Here is a 15,466-nt window from a genome sequence, read left to right on the forward strand (position 1 = left end):
AAAGCCCCGCAAGCGATTTGCGGGGCTTTTTTCATGGTGCCGGGCCGGCGGCGCGCCGGCCTCAGGACGAGCCTCAGGCCAGCTTTTTCAGCAGCGTGCGCAGCATGCCGATCATCTGGTCGATTTCCTCGATGGTCACGTTCAGCGCGGGCATGAAGCGCAGCAGGTTGGGGCGCGGCGAATTCAGCAGCAGGCCTTGCGGTTGCATGTCGCGCGCTTCTTCCACCAGTTGCGGGCCGATGTCCTTGTTCAGCACCAGTGCGCGCAGCAGGCCTTCGCCGCGCTCGCCGCCCAGGCCGAACTCGGACGTCAGCGCCAGCAACTGCTCGCGCAGGTAGGCGCCTTTTTCTTGCACGCTTTGCAGGAAGCCGGGCGCGGTCAGCTGCGAGATCACGGCGCTGCCAACGGCCGTCATCACCGGGTTGCCGTTGTAGGTGCCGCCCTGGTCGCCGGCTTCGAAGCTGGCGACTTCGGCCTTGCACAGCAGGGCTGCCAGCGGCACGCCGCCGCCAATGCCCTTGCCCAGCGTCATGATGTCCGGCTCCACGCCCGACAGCTCATAGGCGAACATGGTGCCGCAACGGCCGCAGCCGGTCTGCACTTCGTCGACGATGAACAGCAGCTTGTGCTGGTCGGCCAGCTTGCGCAGGCCTTGCATGAATTCGCGCGAGGCGGGGATCACGCCGCCTTCGCCCTGCACCGGCTCCAGCATGATGGCCACGGTCTTGTCGTTGATCAGCTTCTCGACCGAGGCCAGGTCGTTCAGGTCGGCCTTGGGGAAGCCCGGCACCTGCGGCGCGAAGATGGTGTCCCAGCCGGCCTTGCCCGACGCGCTCATGGTGGCGAGCGTGCGGCCGTGGAAGCTGTGGTCCATGGTGATGATCTCGAACGCGCCGTTCTTGTGCTTGCGTCCCCATTTGCGCGCCAGCTTGATCGCGCCTTCGTTGGCTTCCGCGCCGCTGTTGGCGAAGAACACCTTGTCGAAGCAGCTGGCATCGGTGAGTTGCCTGGCCAGCTTGAGCATGGGCTCGTTGTAGAACGCCGGGCTGGGGTTGAACAGCTTCTTCGACTGGTCGACCAGCGCGTCGATCATGGCCTGGTTGGAGTGTCCCAGGCAGTTGACCGCCCAGCCTTGCACGAAGTCCAGGTATCGCTTGCCGTTATGATCCGTGAGCCACGAGCCCTTGCCTTCGGTAAAGACGAGCTCGGGCCGGTTGGTGATGTACATCAGGGATTGGACGGGGTACTCAGCAAATGCCATGGCGGACTCCAGGGGTCGGCGTGAAACAGGGGAGAGGAGAGCAGAAAAACAAAAAGCCACGGGGATTGCCCGTGGCTTGTTGACCTGAACAGAAGCTATGGACGGTCAGCCGCGAGGCACCCCGGTGGGGAGCGACGTACGGTAGCTGCGTCGGTTGTTGATAGCGTAGTTCATGGCCGCCAATATAAGGGCCATGCGCCCGGCTGTCAAAACGAATTTTGGCGGAGCCGGGCATTGTTGTAGCTTGGGAACGGCAGCGGGGCGCTCAGGCCGCCGGTGCCGCCGGTACCGAGCCTGCCGGATGCATGTCCGCTTCCGACGTGAACGAGTCGGCGAAGAAGGCATCCTCGTGCAGGTCGCAGCGCAGGGAAAAGTCCTTGCGCGCGGCGTTGATCATCACCGGCGCGCCGCAGGCGTAGACCTCGAAACCGGACAGGTCGGGATGGTCTTCCATCACGGCCTCGTGGACAAAGCCGGTGCGGCCGTCCCAGTCGTCGCTGTCCTGGGCGTTGGAGATCACCGGCACGTAGCGGAAGTTGGGCAGCTCGCGCGCCCATTGCTCGCACAGCGCGTGCATATAGAGATCGTGCGGGCGGCGCCCGCCCCAGTACAGCGTCATCGGGCGGGTGATGCCGGTGTAGACCGCGTGCTCGACGATGGCCTTGATCGGCGCGAAGCCGGTGCCTGAGGCCAGCAGGATGATGGGCTTGTCGGAGTCTTCACGCAGGAAGAAGCTGCCGAGCGGGCCTTCGAAGCGCAGGATGTCGCGCTCCTTCATGACCGGCTGGCCTTCCCTGGCGCCGAACACGTAGTCGGTGAAGGTGCCGCCGGGCATGTGGCGGATGTGCAGCTCGATCGGGCCATCCTGGTGCGGTGGCGTGGCGATGGAGTAGCTGCGGCGCTTGCCGTCGCGCAGCAGGAACTCGACATACTGGCCGGCCAGGAACTGCATGCGCTCGGTGGCGGGCAGTTGCAGGCGGGTCACGATGACGTCGTCGGCCACGCGTTCCAGCGTGGCGACGCGGCACGGCACCTTCTTGATGGGGATGTCGCCGGCGCCTTGCACCTCGCGGCATTCGATGGTGATGTCCGAGGTGGGCTTGGCGCAGCAGAACAGCGCGCGGCCCTCGGTCTTTTCCTGCGCGGACAGCGCGGAAGCGGCATGATCGCCCTGCTCGATGCCGCCAGCGGTGACACGGCCCTTGCAGGATCCGCATGCGCCGTTCTTGCAGCCGTAGGGCAGGCCAATGCTGTGGCGCAGGGCCGCGGTAAGGATGGTTTCATCCGCGGCCGCTTCGAACGTGCGGCCGCTGGGCATGACGGTAACTTGATAAGCCATAATCACTCTATGAGCAAAAATCTGTCGCGACGCCGCCTGGGTCGCCCGCGCCTACTCATCGTTGGCTGTGGGGATGTGGGCACGCGTTGCCTGCGTATTCTATCGACGCGCTGGCGCGTCTTTGCCATCACTTCGCAGCCGTCCCGCCGCACTGAACTGCGGGACAACGGCGCCGTGCCGCTGGTAGCCGACCTGGACCGGCCCGCCACGCTGGCGCGTCTGTCCGGGCTGGCCGACAAGGTGCTGCACCTGGCGCCGCCGCCGTCCCGCGGCGAGAGCGATCCCCGCACGCTGGCGCTGCTGCGCGCCTTGCGGCGCGGTGCCTGGCGGCAGTCCGCCGCGCGGCCTGGCGGATGGTCTGCCAAGCCCGCTATTCTACCCGACCGCCGCTACGGCAGGTCTGGCCGAAGCGCCGCGCCGCCCGCGTTCGTCTATGCCAGCACCTCGGGCGTGTATGGCGACCGGGGCGGCGCCAGGCTGGCGGAATCGCAGGCGGTGCGCCCGCAAACCGCGCGCGCCCGGCGCCGCGTGGCGGCCGAGCAGGCCGTGCGGGACTTTGGCCGCCATGCCGGCTGGCGTGCTTCCATCGTGCGCATTCCCGGCATCTATGCCGAGGACCGGCTGCCGCTGGCCCGCCTGGCCAAGGGCACGCCGGCGCTGGCGCCGCAGGACGACGTCTATACCAACCACATCCATGCCCTGGACCTGGCCCGCACCATGGTGGCGTCGCTGTTCCGCGGCCGCTCGCAGCGGGTGGTGCATGCCAGCGACGATTCGGAAATGCGCATGGCCGATTACTTCGACCTGGTGGCCGACCGCCGCGGCCTGCCCCGCCCGCCGCGCCTTGCGCGCGCGCAACTGCGCGAAGCCGTGGAGCCAACCTTGCTCAGCTTCATGAGCGAATCGCGCCGGCTGGAAAACGCCCGTCTCAAACGCGAGCTGCGCCTGCGGCTGCGCTATCCCACCGTGGCCTCCTTTTTCGACGCCTGAATTCGGGTGCCCTCGGGATCGCCCGGGAGCGCGTTCCTTTCGCATCCCGGCGGCGCCCCGTGGCACGCCGCTTGCATTGGTGTTGCCGCTCGATCCTGTATAGACAGCAAGTGATGCATTCGGCGTAGCTGTGCGCGGATCTGGTGCGCGGAGGCGAATGCGGCAAGGGGCGGATGCCCCGCCAGCGGGCATCGGCGGGCACCCGGCCTGATCCCGTAACGTCGCGGTTTTGTGCTCGTTTCGTGCCGTTCCAGGCCCGGCGGTGCGTAAGTGCCGGCCACGCCAGTTCTGCGTTTCGCCTCGGGTTAACTACCGCATTGACTTGTATATACAGCGTTGCTAAATTGCCTGGCAAATGACCGGCGCCGCAAGTACGGCGCCGCCCGAGCCGGGCGGTCCGGCCGCCGCCAACGCTGGCGCGGCCTCGTTCGCATCACACCAAAGGAGCCAGGAAGATGGGATTTCGTATCCGTAGCGGTAAGCCGCTAGCCGCCGCCGTTGCAGCAGTCGTCGCCACGCTGGGTGCCGCAGGCACCGCGCAAGCGCAAGCCACGCAGGTCACGCTCGGCATGAGCGGCTGGACTGGCTTCGCGCCGCTGACGCTGGCCGACAAGGCCGGCATCTTCAAGAAGCATGGTGTCGACGTCGACATCAAGATGATTCCGCAGAAGGACCGTCACCTGGCACTCGCCTCGGGCGCCATCCAGTGCGCTGCCACCACGGTCGAGACCCATGTGGCCTGGAACGCCAACGGCGTGCCCATCACCCAGATCGTGCAGCTCGACAAGTCCTACGGTGCCGATGGCCTGGCCGTGCGCGGTGACGTCAAAGGCTTTGCCGACCTCAAGGGCAAGACCATCGGCGTGGACGCGCCGGGCACCGCGCCTTACTTCGGCCTGGCCTGGATGCTCAAGAAGAACGGCATGAGCCTGAAGGACGTGAAGACCACCACGCTGTCGCCGCAAGCCGCCGCGCAGGCCTTCGTCTCGGGCCAGAACGATGCTGCCATGACGTATGAGCCGTACCTGTCGTCGGTGCGCCAGAACCCGGACAAGGGCAAGATCCTCGCCACCACGCTGGACTACCCGATGGTGATGGACACGCTGGGCTGCGCGCCCAAGTGGCTCAAGGACAACCCCAAGGCCGCGCAAGCGCTGGTGGACAGCTACTTCGAAGCGCTCGACATGATCAAGCAGGACCCGGCCAAGGCTAACGACATCATGGGCGCGGCGGTCAAGCAAAGCGGCGAGCAGTTCGCCAAGTCGTCCGCCTACCTGCGCTGGCAGGATCGTGACGCCAACCGCAAATTCTTCGGCGGCGAGCTGGCCAGCTTCAGCAAGGAAGCGGCGCAGGTGCTGCTGGAGATCGGCGTGATTCGCCAGGTGCCGGACGTCACGGCGCTGTACGACGCGCGCTTTATCAAGTAACGAGGCCGGTGCCATGACGCAGGTTCACATTGGTTCGCCCGCCGCCGGTGCGGCTACAACGCCCGCTCCCGCCGCGGTGACTCCGGCGGCCGCGCGCCGGCATCCCTGGATGGCGCCGCTGGCGCCGGTCACCCAGCGTGCGCGCTGGGTCCTGGGCTTGTCGTTCTTTGTGGTGTTCTTTGCCGTGTGGGCGGCGGTGACCCTGGGCGGCATGGTGCCGCGCACCTTCCTGGCCGACCCGATGACCATGGCCCACGAAGGTGTGCTGCTGTTCGCCGAGTACAACTTCATCGGCGACATCGGCATGACGGTATGGCGCGTGCTGGGCGGCTTCGTGCTGGCCGCTGTGCTGGCCGTGCCGCTGGGCATCTTCATGGGCGCGTACAAGGCGGCGGAGGCGTTCTTCGAGCCCTTCGTCTCGTTTTGCCGCTACCTGCCGGCGTCGGCCTTTATTCCGCTGCTGATCCTGTGGGCCGGCATCGGCGAAGCGCAGAAGGTACTGGTGATCTTTATCGGCTCGTTCTTCCAGATCGTGCTGATGGTGGCAGTGACGGTGGGCGGCGCACGGCGCGACCTGGTGGAGGCGGCCTACACGCTGGGCGCCAACAGCAGTGGCATCGTGCGGCGCGTGCTGATCCCGGGCGCCGCGCCGGAAATCGCCGAGATCCTGCGCCTGGTGCTGGGCTGGGCCTGGACCTATGTCATCGTCGCCGAGCTGATCGGCTCGTCCTCCGGCATTGGCCACATGATCACCGACAGCCAGGCGCTGCTCAACACCGGGCAGATCATCTTCGGCATTATCGTGATCGGTTGCATCGGCCTGGTCTCCGACCTGGCTTTCAAGCTGGCCAACCAGCGCCTGTTCCCGTGGAGTTCGATCAAATGAGCGCGCTGTCCATCCAGCAGGTCTCGCGTACCTTCGTCAATCCGCGCGGCGGCCAGACCCTGGCGTTGCAGCCGACCGATTTCGAAGTGGCGGACAACGACTTCGTCACCATCCTCGGCCCCTCGGGCTGCGGCAAGTCCACGCTGCTGCGCATCGTCGCCGGGCTGGATACGCCCACCACCGGGCGCGTGCTGCTCGACGGGCAGGAAGTCACCGGCCCGGGCGCGGAGCGTGGCATGGTGTTCCAGTCGTACACGCTGTTCCCGTGGCTGACCATCGAGCAGAACGTGCGCTTTGGCCTGCGCGAGCGCGGCATGAGCGAGGCCGGCCAGCGCGAGCGCAGCGACTTCTTTATCCAGCGCGTGGGCCTGCGCGGCTTCGAGCATCATTTCCCCAAGCAGCTCTCGGGCGGCATGCAGCAGCGCACGGCCATTGCCCGGGCGCTGGCCAACGACCCCAAGATCCTGCTGCTGGACGAGCCCTTCGGCGCGCTGGACAACCAGACCCGCGTGCTGATGCAGGAACTGCTGCTGGGCATCTGGGAAGCCTCGCGCAAGACGGTGCTGTTCGTCACGCACGATATCGACGAGGCCATCTTCATGGCCAACCGCGTTGCCGTGTTCTCGGCGCGGCCGGGGCGCATCAAGCGCACCATCGACGTGGATTTTCCGCACCCGCGCCACTACACGATCAAGACCTCGCCGGCGTTCTCGGAACTCAAGGCGGTGCTGACCGAGGAAATCCGCGCCGAGGCCATGGCCTCCGCGGAGCACTGAGTTGCCAGCCAAGCCATGAAAGCTGCCACCGCCAACCGCCGGGGCGTTCCCGATGCCACTCCCGCCGCGCTCTACCAGCAGGTGAAGGAGTACATCGCGCGCCATATCCAGAGCCGCGCGTGGCAGCCGGGCGACCGCGTGCCATCCGAGCAGGAACTGGTCACGCGCTTTGGCGTGTCGCGCATGACGGTGAACCGCGCGCTGCGCGAGCTGGCCGAGCAGGGCAGGGTGGTGCGCGTGGCCGGCGTGGGAACCTTCGTGGCGGAGCACAAGCCGCAGTCGACGCTGCTCAACGTGGTCAACCTGCAGGATGAGATCCGCATGCGCGGGCACGACTACGCCTGCGACGTCATGGTGGTGGAACGCGTGGCTGCCTCCATCGAGGTCGCGGCCGCGCTGGACTTGCGCACCGGTGAATCGGTGTTCCACTCCGTGTGCGTGCACCGCGAGGACGGCGTGCCGGTGCAGCTCGAAGACCGCTATGTGAACCCGCGCGTCGCGCCGGACTTCATCAACCAGGATTTCGCTGCCGCCGATGCGGTGAAGCCGGGCGAATACCTGCTGCGCCATGTGCCCTACGACCAGATCGAACACGTGGTCGATGCCATTTCCGCCACGGCGGAGCAGGCCACCCAACTGGAAATGCCGGCTACCCAGCCGTGCCTGCTGCTGACCCGCCGCACCTGGACGGGCGGCACCCCCGTGACCTTTGTACGTTGCCTGCACCCAGGCAACCGTTACCGCCTAGGCAGCCGATTCCGCGCCGATGGCAATCCGGCCTTCGGCTGAACCCGCCGAGGGCCGTTAGTTTTTTCAGATCCACCAGCCAACGCACGAACCCGGCTGTATAGACAGGGACATACAAATGAGCGCCACCCAAGCCAACCAAACTTCCCGCCCGCTGCTGACCTTGCAGCCCGGCTCCGTCACGCTGGCCGACCTGCGCCGCATCCATCGCGGCGAAGTGAGCCTGGCGATGGATGCATCCGCGTGGGCTGGCGTGCGCGCATCCCAGGCCACCGTGCAGGACATCATCGACGCCGATGCGGTGGTCTACGGCATCAACACCGGCTTCGGCAAGCTGGCGCAAACGCGCATTGCGCATGACAAGCTGGCGGAGCTGCAGCGCAACCTGGTGCTGTCGCACAGCGTGGGCACCGGCGCGGACCTGAACAGCGACACCGTGCGGCTGATTCTGGCGATCAAGGCCGTGAGCCTGGCGCGCGGCCATTCCGGCATCCGTCCCGAAATCATCGAGGCGCTGCTGGCGCTGGCCAACGCCGGCGTCACGCCGTGCATTCCGGCCAAGGGCTCGGTGGGGGCGTCCGGCGATCTCGCGCCGCTGGCGCATATGTCGTGCACGCTGATCGGCGTGGGCGAGGTGATGATCGACGGCGTGCGCCGCCCGGCCGCCGAAGGGCTGGCCCACGCTGGCCTGGCACCCTTCACGCTAGGCCCCAAGGAAGGGTTGGCGCTGCTCAACGGCACGCAGGTTTCCACCGCGCTGGCGCTGGCGGGCCTGTTTGCCGCCGAAGACATCTTCGCTGCCGGGCTGGTGGCGGGCGCGCTGTCGCTCGAAGCCATCAAAGGCTCGGTCAAGCCGTTTGACGCGCGCATCCACGCCGCGCGCGGCCAGGCCGGCCAGATTGCCGTGGCCGGCGCAGTGCGCACGCTGCTCGATGGCAGCAAGATCGTGGACTCGCATGTGAGCTGCGGCCGCGTGCAGGACCCGTACTCCATCCGCTGCCAGCCGCAGGTGATGGGCGCCTGCCTGGACAACCTGCAACACGCCGCGCGCGTGCTGCAGATCGAGGCCAACGCCGCGTCCGACAATCCGCTGGTGTTCCCGGAGCAGGGCGACGTGATCTCGGGCGGCAACTTCCACGCCGAGCCGGTGGCGTTTGCCGCCGACATCATCGCGCTGGCCATCGCCGAGATCGGCGCGATCTCCGAGCGCCGCCTCGCGCTGCTGCTCGATACCGGCCTGTCCGGCCTGCCGCCGTTCCTGGTGCGCGACGGCGGCCTGCATTCGGGCTTCATGATCGCGCAGGTCACTGCCGCCGCGCTGGCCTCCGAGAACAAGTCGCTGGCGCACCCTGCCAGCGTGGACAGCTTGCCGACGTCGGCCAACCAGGAGGACCATGTGTCGATGGCCACCTACGGCGCGCGCCGCCTGGGCGATATGGCGGAGAACACCGCCGTGGTGGTCGGCATCGAAGCCATGGCCGCCGCGCAGGGCATCGAGTTCCACCGCCCGCTGGAATCCTCGCCGCTGATCGAGACCGAGATCGCGCGCATCCGCGAGCGCGTGGCCTTCGTGGAAGGCGACCGCTACTTCGCGCCGGATATCGAGGCGATGAAGCTGTGGGTGCAGCAGGGCGATGCGGGTGCCGGTTGGCCCGAGTCGGTGCGCCAGGTGCTGCCGTCGCAGGTGGGCGTGGCGTAAGCCGCCGTGCTGAAGAAAACAATTGGCTTCGCTTCAAGTGGCTCCTAGTCAAACCGCCCCTCTCCCCAACTCTATCCCCGTGACGGGAGAGGGCGGGCGCCCCCGAATGCGAGGCCCCAAAAATCACCGCAGCGCAGGGTTGAACCCAACACGCAGGAGAACCAGACATGAACGCCAACGAACATCAATTCACCAAGGCGGCACCCCCGCGCGGCCAGCGCGAGATCCGCGCGCCGCGCGGCACCGAGCTGCACTGCAAGAACTGGCTGATCGAAGCCGCCTACCGCATGCTCCAGAACAACCTGGATCCCGATGTGGCCGAGCGCCCGCAGGACCTGGTGGTGTACGGCGGCATCGGCAAGGCGGCGCGCAACTGGGAGTGCTTCGATGCCATCCTCGATAGCCTGCGCAACCTGGGCGAGGAAGAATCGCTGCTGGTGCAATCCGGCAAGCCGGTGGGCGTGTTCCGCACCCATGCCGACGCGCCGCGCGTGCTGATTGCCAACTCCAACCTGGTGCCGCACTGGGCCACCTGGGACAAGTTCAACGAGCTGGACCGCGCCGGCCTGATGATGTACGGCCAGATGACTGCCGGCTCGTGGATCTATATCGGCACGCAGGGCATCGTGCAGGGCACCTTCGAAACCTTTGTCGAAGCCGGCCGCCAGCACTACAACAACGATCTCACCGGCAAGTGGATCCTCACGGCAGGTCTCGGCGGCATGGGCGGCGCGCAGACGCTGGCCGGCGTGCTGGCCGGCGCTTGTGTGCTGGCCATCGAGTGCCAGGAGTCGCGTATCGACTTCCGCCTGCGCACGCGCTATGTCGACAAGAAGGCCACCAGCATCGACGAAGCGCTGGCCATGATCGAAGAAGCCACGCGCAACAAGCAGGCCATCTCCGTCGGCCTGCTCGGCAACGCTGCCGAGATCATGCCGGAACTGGTCAAGCGGGCGCAGGCCGGCGGCATGCGCCCGGACATCGTCACCGACCAGACCTCGGCGCACGACCTGGTCAACGGCTACCTGCCGGCGGGCTGGACGGTGGCGCAATGGGAAGCCGCGCGCACGGCCGATCCCAAGTCGGTCGAGGCCGCCGCCAAGGCCTCCATCGTCAAGCACGTGCAGGCCATGCTGGCCTTCCAGCAGATGGGCGTGCCCACGCTGGACTATGGCAACAACATCCGTCAGGTCGCCTTTGACGAGGGCGTGGCCAATGCCTTTGATTTCCCGGGGTTCGTGCCGGCGTACATCCGCCCGCTGTTTTGCCGCGGCAAGGGCCCCTTCCGCTGGGTCGCGCTGTCGGGAGACCCCGAGGATATCTACAAGACCGATGCCAAGATGAAGGAGCTGTTCCCCGAAGACGCGCACCTGCACCGCTGGCTGGACATGGCGCGCGACCGCATCGCCTTCCAGGGCCTGCCCGCGCGCATCTGCTGGGTGGGGCTGGACGAGCGCCACCGCGCGGGCCTGGCCTTCAACGAGATGGTGAAGAACGGCGAGCTGAAGGCGCCGATCGTGATCGGCCGCGACCACCTGGATTGCGGCTCGGTTGCCAGCCCCAACCGCGAGACCGAAGCCATGCGCGACGGCTCCGATGCGGTGTCCGACTGGCCGCTGCTCAACGCGCTGCTCAACACCGCGGGCGGTGCCACGTGGGTCAGCCTGCATCACGGCGGCGGCGTGGGCATGGGCTTCTCGCAGCATTCGGGCGTGGTGATCGTGTGCGACGGCACCGACGCCGCGGCTAAGCGCATCGAGCGTGTGCTGTGGAACGACCCGGCCACCGGCGTGATGCGCCACGCCGATGCCGGCTACGAAAGCGCGATCGACTGCGCCCATGAGAAGGGCCTGAACCTGCCGATGGTGCCGAAGGGGGCAGGCGTATGAACGGCGTCGAACGCTTCTCGCTCGGCGCGCTGGCTGCGCGGCCCTGGAAGAACGGCGGCGGCGTCACCCGCGAGATCGCGGCGTGGCCGCCGGGCGCCGGCATGGACGCCTTCCTGTGGCGCGTGAGCGTGGCCGACATCGCCGCCGATGGGCCGTTCTCCGCTTTTCCCGGCATCGATCGCCAGATCGTGCTGCTGGACGGCGAGGGCGTACGCCTGCTGGCTGACGATGGCAGCTTCGATCATCGCCTCGATGCCGTTGGCGAGCCCTTTGCCTTTGCCGGCGAGCGCGGCGTGCAGGCCACGCTGCTGGATGGCGCCACGCGGGACTTCAATGTGATGACGCGGCGCGGCCAGTGCCGCGCGAGCGTGGTCGCGGCGCGCGGCGAGTTCACGATCGCGCCCGGCGCGCAAGTGGTGCTGTTGTTTGTGGTTGAGGGGGCATGGCGCCACGGCGTTGCCGGCCAGGGCGGCCAAGCCGTGCTGGCGAGCGACGACGGCATGCTGTTTGCCGAAGGCGTGGCGGTGCCATATCGCCTGCAGGCGATGTCGGAGCCCGCGCTATGCCTGTGCGTCACCCTGGAACTGGAGTTGGAGAACCCGCAATGAACCTGAACCCGGCGCAGGCCGCCGTTACCGCTTCGTCCACTGAATCTGCCAAGTCCGCCGACGGCGTCTGGCATCGCTGCCACCTGCTGCCCGACGGGGATCCCGCCAAGGCCATCCGTGACGCCGCGCTGGTCGTGCAGCAAGGCCGCATCGCGTGGCTCGGCACGCAGGCCGAGCTGCCGCAGGCGTACGCAGCGCTGCCGCGCCACGATGCCGGCAACGCGTGGATCACGCCGGGCCTGGTCGACTGCCACACCCACCTGGTGTATGGCGGGCAGCGCGCCGATGAATTCGCCATGCGCCTGGCTGGTGCAGGCTATGAGGAAATCGCGCGCGCCGGCGGCGGCATCGTCTCCACCGTGCGCGCCACCCGCGCCGCCGATGAAGACACGCTGTTCGCGCTGGCCGGCGCGCGTCTTGCGCCGCTGCTGGCCGAAGGCGTGACCACGCTGGAGATCAAGTCCGGCTACGGCCTGGACCTCGCCAGCGAGCGCAAGCAGCTGCGCGTGGCGCGCCGCCTGGGCGAGGCCTTTGGCGTGACGGTGCACACCACTTTCCTCGGCGCGCACGCGCTGCCGCCGGAATACGCGGGCCGCGCCGACGACTACATCACGCTGGTGTGCGAAACCATGATGCCCGCGCTGGCCGAAGAGGGCCTCATCGATGCGGTGGACGCCTTCTGCGAATCCGTGGGCTTCAGCCTGGCGCAGACCGAGCGCGTGTTCCAGGCCGCCGAGCGCCACGGCTTGCGCGTCAAGCTGCACGCCGAGCAACTCAGCAACCTGGGTGGCACCGCGCTGGCGGCGCGTTACCGCGCGCTGTCGGCCGATCACCTGGAACACCTGGATGAGGCCGGCGTCGTTGCCATGGCCGAGTCGGGCACGGTGGCGGTCTTGCTGCCTGGCGCCTATTATTTCCTGCGTGACACCAACCTGCCGCCGATCGACCTGCTGCGCCGGCATGGCGTGCCGATGGCGATCTCCACCGATCACAATCCCGGTACGTCACCCGTCACTTCGCTGCTGCTGATGATGAATATGGCGTGCACCCTGTTCAGGCTGACCGTGCCGGAAGTGCTGGCAGGTGTCACCACGCACGCCGCGCGCGCGCTGGGCGCGGCCGGCCGGCACGGCTTGCTGGCCGCCGGGCGCGCCGCCGATTTCGTGCTGTGGCATGTCGATTCGCCGGCCGAGCTGGCCTACTGGTTCGGGCGCAATCCGGCCGCCGCCGTGGTGCGCCAGGGCAAGGTCTATCCCGCCGCCACGCTAGCGCAAGGAGTGCGGCCATGAGCGCCGGAAGCCTGTTCGCCACGCAGGCCTTGCTGCCCACCGGCTGGGCCAGCAATGTGCTGCTGGCCTGGGACGACGCCGGCGCATTTACGACGGTGCAGGCCGGCGCGGAACCCGCCGTGGACGTGCCGCGCGCCGCCGGGCCGCTGTTGCCGGGCATGCCCAATCTGCATTCGCACGCCTTCCAGCGCGGCTTTGCCGGGTTGACCGAGTTCCGCAGCGAGACACTGGCCGACGGCCAGGAGAGCGATTCCTTCTGGAGCTGGCGCAAGCTGATGTACCGCTTCGCGCTGCGGCTTTCGCCCGATACGCTGGAAGCCATCGCCACGCAGCTCTATATCGAGATGCTGCGCGCGGGCTACACCAGCGTTTGCGAATTCCACTATGTGCATCACGACACGGACGGCAAGCCTTACGCCGACCCCGCCGAGATGTCGCTGCGCCTGCTGCGCGCCGCGCAGGCGGCCGGCATCGGCATCACGCTGCTGCCGGTGCTGTACCAGACGGCCGGCTTCGGCGGCAAGCCCGCGGTGCCGGATCAGCGCCGCTTCCTGCATGAGACTGACGCCATGCTCGCCTTGCTTGGCCGGCTGGCTCCGCAATGCCATGGCCAGGCCCGCCTGGGACTTGCCCCGCACTCGCTGCGCGCGGTGCCGCCGAAGAGCCTTGCCGACGCCGTGGCGGGCCTGCGCGCGCTGGATGCAACAGCGCCGGTGCACATCCATATCGCCGAGCAGCAGCGCGAGGTCGACGAGTGCATCACGCTGACTGGCGCACGCCCGGTGGCGTGGCTGCTCGACCATGCCGAGGTGGACGCGCGCTGGTGCCTGGTGCATGCCACGCACCTGGACTGGGACGAACGGCGGCGGCTGGCGCACAGCGGCGCGGTGGCCGGCATCTGCCCGACCACCGAAGCCAACCTGGGCGATGGGGTATTCGATGCCGCGCCCTACCTCGGGCAGAGCGGTGTCTGGGGCATCGGCTCGGACAGCCACGCCAGCGTCAGCGTGGTGGAAGAGCTGCGGCTGTTCGAGTACGGCCAGCGGCTGGCGCTGCAAAAGCGCAATGTGCTGGCATCGGACGCGCACAAGCAGGTGGCGGACCGCCTTTACCTCGATGCGGCCTTTGGCGGCGCGCGCGCGTCGGGCCGGGATATCGGCGCGATTGCTGTCGGGCAGCAGGCGGATTTCGTCGTGCTGGACGGCGCGCATGCCACGCTCTCGGGTTTGTCGGGCAGCCAGGCGCTGGCGGTCCATGTGTTCACCAACCATGGGCATGAGACACTAGCGGAAGTCCGCACGGCGGGCCGCACGCGCGTGCAGCATGGTATGCACGCCTTGCAGGCCGACGCTGGCAAGCGCTTCGCCGCTGCGCGCGCAAGCCTGCTGACTGACTAAAACCCGGTGCACCACGCGGCCTGACGCTTGACGCTACAAGCTTCAGGCCCGCATTGATGGGCACTGCGCCTTTATGTTGCAAAGTAGCAAACAAGAAAACATGGCCTTCTCGACCGATACCCCCGCTTTCACCCTGCATCGCGGCACGCGCCCGATGCTGGTGTCGATGCCGCACGTCGGCACCCACCTGCCGGCCTCCGTGTCCGACCGGCTGACCGCCGAGGCACGCACCGTGCCCGATACCGACTGGCACCTGGAGCGCCTGTACGATTTCGCGCGCGAGCTCGGCGCCTCCATCCTGGTGGCCACCCACTCGCGCTACGTGGTGGACCTGAACCGCCCGCCCGACAACGCCAATCTCTACCCCGGCCAGGACACCACCGGCCTGTGCCCGGTCGATACCTTCGACAAGACGCCGATCTACGCCGACGCCGGCAGCCTGCCCGCCGACGATGAAATCGCCGCGCGCCGCGACGCCATCTGGCGTCCGTACCACGGCGCGCTCGCCGGGGAACTGGCCCGCTTGCGCGCCGAGCACGGTACCGTGGCGCTGTGGGACGCGCATTCGATCCGCTCGGTGCTGCCGCGCTTTTTTGAAGGCAAGCTGACCGACTTCAACCTGGGCACCGCCAATGGTGCCAGCTGCGACGCCGCGCTGGCCAACCAGTTGCTGGATATCGCGGGCGCGTTGCCTGGCTATACGTCGGTGCTGAACGGGCGCTTCAAGGGTGGCTATATCACGCGGCAGTACGGGGCGCCGGCCCAGGGCGTGCAAGCCGTGCAGCTGGAGTTGACGCAGTCGGCCTATATGAGCGAGACCTATCCCTTTGCCTATGACGAAGCGCGGGCCACACGCATTCAGCCCACGCTGAAGACGATGCTGGAGACGGTGTTGGGGTACGTGGAAGCGCGTTAAGGCTTCTAGCCCCGCTGACGCGGGGGTGTCTCTTGTGGGCGGGGTTTTACTGCTTCTAGCTGCTGTCGCGGCTGTACGGTGTTGGCCGTTTTGGAACGTGTGAGATGTCACTTCTCTTTACTCGTAAAGAGAAGATGGTATGAACGCGCCCCGTCCCCGCAGTGGAGCGCGAGGTGGCGAGACGGTAGTGTGGGTCAGGCAGAAAAGAGTCTGATGAGAGGGGGGGGGCCTCCAGACCGAAC

The 15,466-nt window shown here is 67.5% G+C and carries 13 protein-coding genes; 11 read left to right on the forward strand and 2 right to left on the reverse strand.

The window, feature by feature from the left end:
- Window positions 1–73: 73 nt before the first annotated feature.
- Window positions 74–1,261 carry an acetylornithine transaminase gene (locus tag AB4061_RS19520; RefSeq protein WP_253929569.1) on the reverse strand — a complete coding sequence of 396 codons (1,188 nt, stop codon included), beginning with the start codon at window positions 1,259–1,261 and terminating at the stop codon, window positions 74–76.
- A gap of 265 nt (window positions 1,262–1,526) precedes the next feature.
- A complete protein-coding gene (locus tag AB4061_RS19525; RefSeq protein ID WP_441636632.1) occupies window positions 1,527–2,600 on the reverse strand; it encodes a CDP-6-deoxy-delta-3,4-glucoseen reductase in 1,074 nt (357 codons plus the stop codon).
- Window positions 2,601–2,609: 9 nt separating this feature from the next.
- Here AB4061_RS19525 and AB4061_RS19530 point away from each other — a divergent pair, with 9 nt between their 5' ends.
- The 11 genes from AB4061_RS19530 (at window position 2,610) to hutG (ending at window position 15,224) form a co-directional block, all read left to right on the forward strand.
- Window positions 2,610–3,590 carry an NAD-dependent epimerase/dehydratase family protein gene (locus AB4061_RS19530; protein ID WP_441636634.1) on the forward strand — a complete coding sequence of 327 codons (981 nt, stop codon included), beginning with the start codon at window positions 2,610–2,612 and terminating at the stop codon, window positions 3,588–3,590.
- 455 nt (window positions 3,591–4,045) lie between these two features.
- Complete coding sequence (locus AB4061_RS19535; RefSeq protein WP_441636636.1) at window positions 4,046–5,017, forward strand: ABC transporter substrate-binding protein; 972 nt, start codon at window positions 4,046–4,048, stop codon at window positions 5,015–5,017.
- A 13-nt stretch (window positions 5,018–5,030) separates the two neighbouring features.
- On the forward strand, window positions 5,031–5,903 hold the full coding sequence (locus tag AB4061_RS19540; RefSeq protein ID WP_441636638.1) for an ABC transporter permease: 873 nt from the start codon (window positions 5,031–5,033) through the stop codon (window positions 5,901–5,903).
- Window positions 5,900–6,679, forward strand: coding sequence for an ABC transporter ATP-binding protein (locus tag AB4061_RS19545; RefSeq protein WP_441636640.1), 780 nt, complete (start codon window positions 5,900–5,902; stop codon window positions 6,677–6,679). Before AB4061_RS19540 ends, AB4061_RS19545 begins: the two co-directional genes overlap by 4 nt.
- A 15-nt stretch (window positions 6,680–6,694) precedes the next feature.
- Window positions 6,695–7,468 carry a histidine utilization repressor gene (gene hutC, locus AB4061_RS19550; RefSeq protein ID WP_416049599.1) on the forward strand — a complete coding sequence of 258 codons (774 nt, stop codon included), beginning with the start codon at window positions 6,695–6,697 and terminating at the stop codon, window positions 7,466–7,468.
- A 76-nt stretch (window positions 7,469–7,544) separates the two neighbouring features.
- Complete coding sequence (gene hutH / locus AB4061_RS19555; protein ID WP_441636642.1) at window positions 7,545–9,125, forward strand: histidine ammonia-lyase; 1,581 nt, start codon at window positions 7,545–7,547, stop codon at window positions 9,123–9,125.
- 167 nt (window positions 9,126–9,292) lie between these two features.
- Entirely contained in the window at window positions 9,293–11,014 is a 1,722-nt protein-coding gene (gene hutU, locus AB4061_RS19560) for a urocanate hydratase (RefSeq protein WP_441636644.1), read from the forward strand.
- The gene (locus AB4061_RS19565; protein WP_441636646.1) at window positions 11,011–11,622 is read left to right on the forward strand and encodes a HutD/Ves family protein; all 612 of its coding nucleotides are present in this window, start codon (window positions 11,011–11,013) and stop codon (window positions 11,620–11,622) included. The genes hutU and AB4061_RS19565 overlap by 4 nt, the downstream gene beginning before the upstream one ends.
- Window positions 11,619–12,911 carry an imidazolonepropionase gene (gene hutI / locus AB4061_RS19570; RefSeq protein WP_441636648.1) on the forward strand — a complete coding sequence of 431 codons (1,293 nt, stop codon included), beginning with the start codon at window positions 11,619–11,621 and terminating at the stop codon, window positions 12,909–12,911. Before AB4061_RS19565 ends, hutI begins: the two co-directional genes overlap by 4 nt.
- Window positions 12,908–14,308, forward strand: a complete 1,401-nt coding sequence (locus tag AB4061_RS19575) for a formimidoylglutamate deiminase (RefSeq protein ID WP_441636650.1) — start codon at window positions 12,908–12,910, stop codon at window positions 14,306–14,308. The genes hutI and AB4061_RS19575 overlap by 4 nt, the downstream gene beginning before the upstream one ends.
- Window positions 14,309–14,408: 100 nt before the next feature.
- Complete coding sequence (hutG, locus tag AB4061_RS19580) at window positions 14,409–15,224, forward strand: N-formylglutamate deformylase (protein ID WP_441636652.1); 816 nt, start codon at window positions 14,409–14,411, stop codon at window positions 15,222–15,224.
- Window positions 15,225–15,466: the final 242 nt, after the last annotated feature.

The organism is Cupriavidus sp. YAF13 (assembly GCF_052113425.1).
Lineage (GTDB): Bacteria > Pseudomonadota > Gammaproteobacteria > Burkholderiales > Burkholderiaceae > Cupriavidus.